Below are 6,806 nucleotides of genomic sequence, written 5' to 3'. Positions count from 1 at the left end.
CCCCACGCCGCCGCACCCGGCGGAGCTCGCCGAGCCCCCCGCCGCATCCCGGCCGCCGTCCCCTCTCCACGCACCCGCCGCGGCAACGCCTCGCTTCCGCCACGCGCCTGCCACCTCGCCGGTTCCTCCTGACGCCCACCTCGTGCAACCTGTCGCACCCCCCGTGCCCACGCCCGTTCGCACCGGCCCGCCGGAGCCGCTGCCCACCGGGAGGACCCGCGCGGAACGCGGCCGGAGCGGACTGCGTCACCCCGCCCCCGGCGCGCGGGACGCCGCCGAGACCGTCGTCCGCATCAGCATCGAGCGGCTGGAGGTCCGGGCGGCGCCTCCGGCGTCCCCGGCGGCGCGCCCGCAGGATGCCGGGCGCACCCGTAAGGCCGGCCCCGGCCTCGACGAGTACCTGCGGGGCCGGACGTGAGGGGCCGGACGTGAGCGACTCGGCCGCCGTCGCCGCCGTCACCAGCGCCCTGCACGTGGTTCTGCGCAGGGCGCTCGAACCCACGGTCCCGCTGATCCAGGTCACCTCGAAGACGCCCGACGAGGCCGCGGCCCATCACGAGTCCCCGGCCCTGAACCTGTTCCTGTACCGGATGACGACCGACGGCAGCTGGCGCAACACGGATCCGCCCGGGACCCGTCCCGGAGAGACCGGGCGGCCCGCCCTGCCCGTCGTCCTGCACTACCTCCTCACCCCCTATCCGACGGACGACCCGCAGGGCCTGCTCGCCCTCCGGATGCTCGGTGCGGCGATGGCTGCCCTGCACGACCACAGCGAACTCGGGCCGGACGACTACGCCGAGGACCCGGTCCTCGGCGACGCCCACCTGCAGCCCGAGCCCGTACGGATTACTCCGGCGGACCTGTCCGTCGACGACATGTCCAAGCTGTGGAGCGCCTTCCAGAGCCAGTACCGGGTCTCGGTCGCGTACGAGGCCCGCATCGTGCTGCTCGACAGCGCCCGGCCCGCCCGCGCCCCGCTGCCGGTGGTGCGGCGCGGGACCGAGGGACGGGGGCCCGAGGCCGCCCCGGACCCGGTCGATCCGCACCCCGTACTGACCGGCGTGACCCCGCAGGTCGCGACGGTCGCCGACGAACTCGTCCTGACCGGCCGCAAGCTGGACGCCGGAACGCCGGTCGTCCACCTCACCCACCCGCTGTTCGGCGCGGTCCCCCTGACCACGACCGCGGTGAGCGAGAACGAGGTGCGGGCCGCCTTCGGAGAGGACGACAAGCTGGTGCCGGGGCCGTGGTCGGTGACCGTCGTCCTCAGCCGTGACGACGGCACGCGGCAGGTCACCCGGACGCTCCCGCTGGCGGTCGCGCCGAGTATCACCTCTGCCCTGCCGCTGTCGGCGCAGCGCAGCAGCGAGGGCGAGGTGAAGCTCAAGGTGGAGTGCAAACCGCCGGTCGCGGCCGGCCAGCGGATCCGGCTGCTGGTCGGGGACCGTCCCGTGCCCGTCACGCCCTTCCAGGGGGCGCGCGCGAAGACGCTGGCCTTCTCCTTCCTCACCTCCGGACCGGGCCGCCACGTGCTGCGGCTGCGCGTCGACGGGGTGGACAGCCCCGTCATCGACGCCGGTGCCACCCCGCCCCGCATCGACGAGGACCTGGCGGTGGTGGTGACGTGACCTCCGTCAAGCCGGGCTCGGCGCACAAGCCGGGCCCAGAGCCCAAGCCGGGCCCAGAGCCCAAGCCGGGCCCAGAGCCCGAGCCAGGCCCGGCGCGCAAGCCGGGCCGTGCCTCCGCGCCCGCAGGTGCCGCGCCCACGGTAGATGCGGGCGCGCAGGCCCCGCCGGAGAGGTGGGAAGACGCCAACGAGCGCTATCTGGAGGCCGGCCTCGCATGGCTGCGGCTCCTGCTGCGCGCCGCGGCAGGCAGACAGCAGGCCGGCAGAGACCAGGCCGGCAGAGACCAGGCCGGCAAGGACCAGGTCGGCAGAGACCGGACCGCGGCCGACCGGACCGAGCGCGTCCCCGTCACCGACAAGCAACTCGCCTCCGCCGCCGCGGCCATGGAGCGTGCCGCGGCCGCCGACCCGCCGCCCGCCCTCGTCTCCCTCGGCGGGCTGCTGGGCCTGTCCGCGTTCGAGCGGCACGCCCTGCTGCTGTGCGCCGCACCGGAGCTGGACCCCGGCTTCGCGGAGCTGTGCGCGGCGGCGCAGGGCGACCCGGGCCTGCCCTGCGCCACGTTCGCCCTGGCACTGTCGGTGCTGCCGGAGCCCGCGTGGGACGTGCTCTCCCCGTACCGGGGACTGCGGTACTGGAGGCTGGTCGAGATCGACCGTGCGGCGGGCCGGACGCTGGTGACCAGCCCGCTGCGCGCCGACGAACGCATCGTCAACCACCTCAAGGGGCTGGACTACGTCGACGAGCGCCTCGAATCGCTGGTCACCCTGCTGCGGCCCGCACCCGGCCCGGTGGACCGCGCCGCCGGCTCCGGTACCGATGCAGGCCACCCGGCCGCCGCCGAGATCCTCACCCACTGGCAGCACGCCCCCGCGTGGTCCGGCGGTCGCATGCCGGTCGTCCAGCTCGTGGGCCCCGACCGGGAGACGAAGCGCGCCGTGGCGGTCGAGGCCGCCGCCGCGGCGGGGCTGCTGCTGTACGGGATGCCGGCCGGTCTGCTGCCGGGCGCGGCGGCGGAGCTCGACACGGTGGCCCGGCTCTGGCAGCGGGAGTCCCGTCTGCTGCCGCTGGCCCTGTGGCTGGACGCCGGGGACGAGGGGCGCGCCGACGGCGACGGAGCCGCCGGCGGGGAGACGGCCGGGCGGCTCGGCCGCTTCCTCGACCGTGTCGGCGGCCCGTGCCTGGTGGCCACCAGGGAGACCCGGGCCGACGTGCCCGCGCCCACCGCCGTGGTGGAGGTCGTCCCGCCGCCGGCCGCGGAGCGGGCCGCCGCCTGGCGCACGCTGCTGCCCCCGGCGGACGCGGACCGGCTGGCCGGGCAGTTCGCCCTGGACCTGCCCTCGATCCACGAGATCGCGGCCGCCGCGGGCGGCGACTTCGACGCCGCCTGGCGGGACTGCCTCGTGCGCACCCGCCCCCGCCTCGGCGGACTGGCCCAGCGGCTGGAGCCGGAGGCCTGCTGGGACGACATCGTGCTGCCCGCGCGGGAGGCGGGGCTGCTCCGGCAGATCGCGGCCCAGGTGGCCCACCGCGACACCGTGTACCGGGCGTGGGGCTTCGCGCAGCCGGCCGGCCGCGGGCTGGGGATCAGCGCGCTGTTCACCGGGCCCAGCGGCACCGGGAAGACCATGGCGGCCGAGGTGCTCGCCCGGCACCTGCGCCTCGACCTGTTCCGGGTGGACCTCTCCGCGGCGGTCAGCAAGTACATCGGCGAGACGGAGAAGAACCTGCGCCGGCTCTTCGACGCCGCCGAGCCGGGCGGCACCATCCTCTTCTTCGACGAGGCCGACGCGCTCTTCGGCAAGCGCAGCGAGGTCAAGGACTCCCACGACCGGTACGCCAACATCGAGGTCGGCTACCTGCTGCAGCGCATGGAGTCCTACAGGGGACTCGCCATCCTGGCCACGAACCAGCGGCGCGCGCTGGACACGGCGTTCGTGCGCCGGCTGCGTTTCATCGTGCCCTTCGACTTCCCCGGCCCCGACGAACGCCGCCGCATGTGGGAGCGCGCCTTCCCGGCCGCCGCGCCGGTCGACGCCCTCGACGCGGGCCGGCTGGCCGAACTCCCGCTCAGCGGCGGGATGATCCGCAACATCGCGCTCAACGCGGCCTTCGACGCCGCCTCGGCGGGCACCCCCATCGGCATGCCGGGCGTGCTGGCCGCGGCCCGGGCCGAACTGCGCAAGACCGACATGCCGATGCCGGGTGCGGACTTCTCCTGGGACGGTCAGCCGGAGGTGACCCCGTGAAGGTCGAACTGTCCATCGGACGGCTGGTGCTCGACGGCGTTCCCGGCCACCGGGCCGCCGCCCTGCGCCGGGCGCTGGAGACGGAACTCGGCGCCCTGCTCACCGCCGCACCGCCCCGCGGGCAGGGAGACCTCCACCTGCGCCGCGCCGCGACGGCACCGGTGCGCGCCACCGCCGACCCCGCCGCCCTCGGCCGGCGCATCGCCCACGCCGTCCACGGGGCCCTCGGAACGCCCGGCACCACTCCGGTGGCCGGGGCCGCGGCCGCGCACCGGGAGACGCCCCGATGACGACGCCCCTCGCCCTGCGCGGCGGGTTCGTGTTCCTCGACCCGGAGCAGGGCCGCGTCCTGCGGGTCGCGCCGTTCCAGTACAACCCCGACACCCTCACCCGCAGCCTGCAGCCGCGCGGCGCCGGGGCCGAGGGCGGCGACCGGCTGGAGGCGCTGCGGCTCAGCGGCCCGCCGCAGGAGACGTTCAAGTTCGAAGCGGAGTTCGACGCCGCCGACCGGACCGACAAGGGCGGCCGGCCCGACCCGGCGGCCGGCACCGGGCTCTTCGCGGTGCTCTCCGCCCTGGAGAGAGCCATCCACCCCACGGGGGCCCAACTGCGCGAGTCCGAACGGCTGTCGTCCATGGGAATGATCGAGATCGCCCCGATGGAGTCGCCGCTGACCGTCCTCGTGCTCGGCCGGCGCAGGGTCGTACCGGTGCGGATCACGGAGATGTCCGTCACGGAGGAGGCCTACGACAGCGCCCTCCAGCCGGTGCGGGCCAAGGTGTCCCTGTCCGTGCGCACCCTGACCACCGACGACGTCGGCTTCGAGCACCGGGCCGGGGCGCTCTACCTCCGCTACCACCAGGGCAAGGAGAGCTTCGCCGCCCTCGGCGCGTACGGATCCGACGCCGTCGGCCTGACCGGGATCTGAGCGCGGGGAACCGAGGAGACACCGATGATCGAGTCCACCAGCCGCTACCACGGGCTCCCCACCGCCACCTGGACCGGCCCGGACGGACGGACCGTCGCCTACGTCCGGCGCCGCTTCCCGCCCCACCCCGAGGACCTGGCGACCATCCGCGAGGAAGCGGTCGGGGTGGGGGAGCGGCTCGACGCGTTCGCCGCACGGCACCTGGGCGACCCCGAGCAGGACTGGCGGATCGCCGACGCCCACCGGGTGCTGCGCCCCGACGACCTCACCGCGCTGCCGGGCCGGCGGCTGCGGATCACCCTGCCCGCGGGGATGCCGGGCGCGTACGCGGTGGGGGGCGCCCCGGGATGACCCACAGTGTGCAACTGATGCTGCTCACGGGGAAGTACGTGCCCACGCCGGCGCCTCCCTCGCTCCTCGACGCCCTGCGGTCGGTGCAGGTCACGGTCGCGAGCGAGGGGGCGAGCGGCTTCCAGCTGACGTTCGCGCTCGGCAAGCGGTCGGCCGTGACGCGGGAGATGCTCCCGCTGGGGATGCTGGACCCGCAGACCCGCATCATCGTGACGGCCGTCGTCGGCGGCATGCCGCACGTACTGATGGACGGCCTGATCACCCGACAGGACCAGGCGTGCGGGTCGTCTCCGGGGAGCTCGACGCTCACGGTGACGGGTCAGGACATCTCCATCGTCATGGACCGGGAGGAGAAGCTGCAGCCCCACCCGGGCCTGACACCGCACCTGACGGTCATGGAGCTGTGCGTCGGCTATCTGCGGTACGGCATCGTGCCGCTGGCCGTCCCGCCGCTGCTCCCGGTGCTTCCGACTCCCGTCCAGACGCCACCCCTCCAGTGCGGCACCGACCTGGCGTATATCAAGAACCTGGCGGCGCGCGTCGGCTACGTCTTCTACATCGACTCCGGGCCCCTCCCGGGCGCCAACATCGCCTACTGGGGGCCGGAAGTGCGGGCGGGTGTGCCGCAGCCCGCGCTCACCGTCGACTCGGACGCCGCGACCAACGTCGAATCGCTGAGCTTCGGCTACGACGGCCTCTCCCGCACCACCTACTCGATCGGCATCACCGAGCCCACTACCAAGATCAGTTTCTCGGTGCCGGTCCCCGACGTGAGCCCCCTGCGGCCGCCCCTCGCCGTACGCCCGGCGCCGGCGTTCCAGGAGAAGCCCCTGCCCGACCTGACCGGCCGCTCCCTCCCGGAGATCCTGCTGATGGGGCTCGGCGAGACCGCCCGGTCCAGCGACGTCGTCACGGGTCAGGGCCGGCTGGACGTCCTGCGCTACGGGCACGTCCTGAGCGCCCGCCGCCTGGTGGGTGTCCGCGGCGCGGGCCTGGCCTACGACGGCCTGTGGTACGTGCGCAGCGTCACGCACGAGATCAAGCGCGGCGAGTACAAGCAGAGCTTCAGCCTCACCCGCGAGGGCCTCGTCTCGAACACACCGGTGGTGATCCCATGACAGCCTCCACGACGAAGCGGTTCCACGGCCTGCACCAGGGCGTGGTCGTGTCCAACGAGGATCCGCTCCAGGAAGGCCGGCTGCTGGTGCGCGTCCCCGAGGTGCTCGGCAACCACCCCGGCATCTGGGCCTCGCCCCTGTCGCCCGTCGCGGGCGTCGCCAGCGGCATGTACGTCGTACCGCTGGTCAACTCGGGCGTGTGGGTGCAGTTCCTGGAGGGAGACCCCCACCGGGCGGTCTGGGTGGGATTCTGGCGCGGCGGCGCGGGGGACGTGCCCCCGGCCGCCCGTACCTCCCCGCCCGGAACCCCGCAGATCGTGCTGGCCACCCCCGGGCAGAAGGCCCTGGTGATCAGCGACGCGCCGGCGCCGATGGGCGGCATCAAGCTGCAGTTCCTGGGCGAGGCCGGGCCCTACATCAAGATCACCGCACTGGGCATCGAGCTCTCCTGCGGGCCCGGGCTGGCCAGCATCAAGCTGGAGGGGCCGGTCGTGAGCATCAACGGCACCTCGCTGCAGGTCGTGGGGTGAGCGCG

At 74.7% G+C, this 6,806-nt stretch carries 8 protein-coding genes; all 8 read left to right on the top strand.

Annotation, left to right across the window (positions count from 1 at the left end; translation table 11 throughout):
* Window positions 1-163: 163 nt before the first annotated feature.
* The 8 genes from ACSNOG_RS09435 to ACSNOG_RS09400 are packed head-to-tail and all read left to right on the top strand — an operon-like array spanning window position 164 to window position 6,801.
* The gene (locus ACSNOG_RS09435; RefSeq protein WP_436752119.1) at window positions 164-418 is read left to right on the top strand and encodes a hypothetical protein; all 255 of its coding nucleotides are present in this window, start codon (window positions 164-166) and stop codon (window positions 416-418) included.
* A gap of 10 nt (window positions 419-428) precedes the next feature.
* On the top strand, window positions 429-1,628 hold the full coding sequence (locus ACSNOG_RS09430; RefSeq protein ID WP_436752118.1) for a DUF4255 domain-containing protein: 1,200 nt from the start codon (window positions 429-431) through the stop codon (window positions 1,626-1,628).
* Entirely contained in the window at window positions 1,625-3,874 is a 2,250-nt protein-coding gene (locus ACSNOG_RS09425) for an ATP-binding protein (RefSeq protein ID WP_436752117.1), read from the top strand. Before ACSNOG_RS09430 ends, ACSNOG_RS09425 begins: the two co-directional genes overlap by 4 nt.
* Window positions 3,871-4,164, top strand: coding sequence for a hypothetical protein (locus ACSNOG_RS09420; RefSeq protein ID WP_436752116.1), 294 nt, complete (start codon window positions 3,871-3,873; stop codon window positions 4,162-4,164). The genes ACSNOG_RS09425 and ACSNOG_RS09420 overlap by 4 nt, the downstream gene beginning before the upstream one ends.
* Window positions 4,161-4,802 (top strand): hypothetical protein, encoded by a 642-nt coding sequence (locus ACSNOG_RS09415; protein ID WP_436752115.1) that lies wholly within the window; start codon window positions 4,161-4,163, stop codon window positions 4,800-4,802. The genes ACSNOG_RS09420 and ACSNOG_RS09415 overlap by 4 nt, the downstream gene beginning before the upstream one ends.
* A 24-nt stretch (window positions 4,803-4,826) precedes the next feature.
* Window positions 4,827-5,153: a hypothetical protein gene (locus ACSNOG_RS09410; RefSeq protein ID WP_436752114.1), complete on the top strand. Its 327-nt coding sequence runs from the start codon at window positions 4,827-4,829 to the stop codon at window positions 5,151-5,153.
* The gene (locus tag ACSNOG_RS09405; protein WP_436752113.1) at window positions 5,150-6,271 is read left to right on the top strand and encodes a hypothetical protein; all 1,122 of its coding nucleotides are present in this window, start codon (window positions 5,150-5,152) and stop codon (window positions 6,269-6,271) included. Before ACSNOG_RS09410 ends, ACSNOG_RS09405 begins: the two co-directional genes overlap by 4 nt.
* A complete protein-coding gene (locus ACSNOG_RS09400) occupies window positions 6,268-6,801 on the top strand; it encodes a phage baseplate assembly protein V (RefSeq protein ID WP_436752112.1) in 534 nt (177 codons plus the stop codon). Before ACSNOG_RS09405 ends, ACSNOG_RS09400 begins: the two co-directional genes overlap by 4 nt.
* Window positions 6,802-6,806 lie beyond the last annotated feature (5 nt).

Source organism: Streptomyces sp. URMC 124, assembly GCF_051386455.1.
Taxonomy (GTDB): Bacteria; Actinomycetota; Actinomycetes; order Streptomycetales; family Streptomycetaceae; genus Streptomyces.
The sequence above is the reverse complement of the archived record's forward strand: the minus strand, read 5'-3'. Positions and strand labels throughout refer to the sequence as shown.

What these genes read in the sequence shown, in the direction of transcription:
- ACSNOG_RS09415 (WP_436752115.1), top strand. Translation starts at nt 4,161, where the DNA reads ATGACGACGCCCCTCGCCCTGCGCGGCGGGTTCGTGTTCCTCGACCCG.
- ACSNOG_RS09410 (WP_436752114.1), top strand. Translation starts at nt 4,827, where the DNA reads ATGATCGAGTCCACCAGCCGCTACCACGGGCTCCCCACCGCCACCTGG.
- ACSNOG_RS09405 (WP_436752113.1), top strand. Translation starts at nt 5,150, where the DNA reads ATGACCCACAGTGTGCAACTGATGCTGCTCACGGGGAAGTACGTGCCC.
- ACSNOG_RS09400 (WP_436752112.1), top strand. Translation starts at nt 6,268, where the DNA reads ATGACAGCCTCCACGACGAAGCGGTTCCACGGCCTGCACCAGGGCGTG.